Annotated in this window: 1 protein-coding gene; it reads right to left on the reverse strand. The window is 68.0% G+C overall.

Going from position 1 to position 515, the window contains the following annotated elements:
* On the reverse strand, nt 1-515 hold a 515-nt coding region (locus AC27LF_RS45645), incomplete at both ends, for a condensation domain-containing protein (RefSeq protein WP_479665248.1).

Consider the following 515-nt stretch of genomic DNA (forward strand, 5'->3'; position numbering starts at 1 on the left):
GTGAGGACGACCTGGAAGAGGGGGTGCCTGGCCAGCGATCGTGCCGGTGCCAGTTCCTCCACCAGCCGCTCGAACGGCACGTCCTGGTGGGCGAACCCGGCCAGGCTCGTCTCGCGGACCCGCTCCAGCAGCTCCTCGAACGTCGGATCACCCGACAGGTCCGTGCGAATGACCAGCGTGTTCACGAAGCAGCCCACCAGCTCGTCCAGCGCCTCATCCGTACGCCCGGCGACCGCCGAACCGATCGGAATGTCCGTACCCGCACCCAGCCGCGACAACGTCACCGCCAACGCCGCCTGCAACACCATGAACACCGTCACGCCACGCTCACGCGCCACCTCCACCATCCGCGCGTGCAACGCCGCCGGCATCTCGAACACCGCCGTATGCCCACGATGCGAAGCAGCCACCGGACGCGGACGATCGAACGGCAGACCCAACTCCTCCGGAGCACCCGCCAACGCCTCACGCCAAAACCCCACCTGACGCGACATCAAGCTGTCCGCGTCCTCCTC

The organism is Streptomyces diversicolor, from assembly GCF_057537855.1.